Source organism: Erwinia sp. MYb416 (assembly GCF_037479575.1).
Classification (GTDB): domain Bacteria; phylum Pseudomonadota; class Gammaproteobacteria; order Enterobacterales; family Enterobacteriaceae; genus Erwinia; species Erwinia rhapontici.
In genome coordinates, this window is the sequence record NZ_JBBGYT010000047.1 from 1 (window position 1) to 1,153 (window position 1,153).

Consider the following 1,153-nt stretch of genomic DNA (forward strand, 5'->3'; position numbering starts at 1 on the left):
CCCCTGACTGTCCCGCATCACGCTGTTCCAGTTGGCCGAACAGTGAAGGTATTTTCCTGCCAGCGCAGTAATTTCCGCGGTGGTATACTCGCTGACCGATTGACCATTGCGGACAGCGCGGCCCATCATAATCGCTTTTTTATACAACTCTTTTAGTTCGGTCGGTAATGAAAGGTTGTCATCTTTAGGCAGTATGGGCTCGAACACCACCCCCGCATCCTGCGCCGCATCAATCATTACCCGCAGCGCCACTTTTGACCAGTCATTGCGTGTCGGACGCTCGAGGATCAGCGCGGCACCGCTGCGTTTTTGCAGCATACCATAGCGGTCAGCGGGCATTCGGTCGTCATGCCAGGCTCTGAGTTTAATCACGTTACCCTCAAGCAGCGGCGCTATGGCCGGATAACGCGTCATGATCCCAAACTGTGCACCGGCATGACGATACGTTGCGGTCTCCTTATCAGAAACAGAAGCCAGAACCGTTTCAAACTGCGGGCGGGTGAGGAAACAGGCTTCATGCTCGTCAGGATTATACCCGCCGCCAATATCCGAATGCGCCCCGGGCAACACCAGCTCCGGCCACGCGGGTTTTACGCTGTTCAGCGCAAAGTTAAAGCGGCACTCATGCTGCGCGGTAATATGGAACACCTTCTCCGCCACGCCGGGGCGCAGCACAATATTCACCTCCCCGGTGTCCGCACTGTGCGGATTAAAGCCGTTCACCGGCGTACCGATCCCCGCAACGGTATCGAATATCCCCAGGAAGCGGGTTTTACCGCTGGGCGTGCCATTGAACTTAACCTCACCTAATCCGGCTTTAATCGCTGCCACAATGGCATCGTCCTGATCAAACACCCTGTTGGCAAAATGCCGTGCTGCCGCTGCCCCCCGGCTAAAACCGAAGATATCAAACTGCAGTTCCCTGACGATGCTGATACCGTATTCGGAGGGTTTATCTAAATGATTTTTGATAGCAACAACCAGCGCGGCGACGGCTTTATCCGTTTTTCTGACTACGCCGGTGTTGCCCCTGCCCGTTCCCACGCCATAGGCACTGTCGCCCTTGCCGCTCTCTGTACCAATCCCCTCAATATAAATCTTGATCTGGCCATGCTTGTCATCATTGGGGAAACTAGTGGTATACAACCTATTC

At 54.7% G+C, this 1,153-nt stretch carries 1 protein-coding gene; it reads right to left on the minus strand.

Annotation, left to right across the window (positions count from 1 at the left end; genetic code table 11):
• Nucleotides 1–1,153 (minus strand): T6SS phospholipase effector Tle1-like catalytic domain-containing protein (locus WH277_RS00430; protein WP_339503717.1); only part of this gene is annotated, 1,153 nt, incomplete at both ends.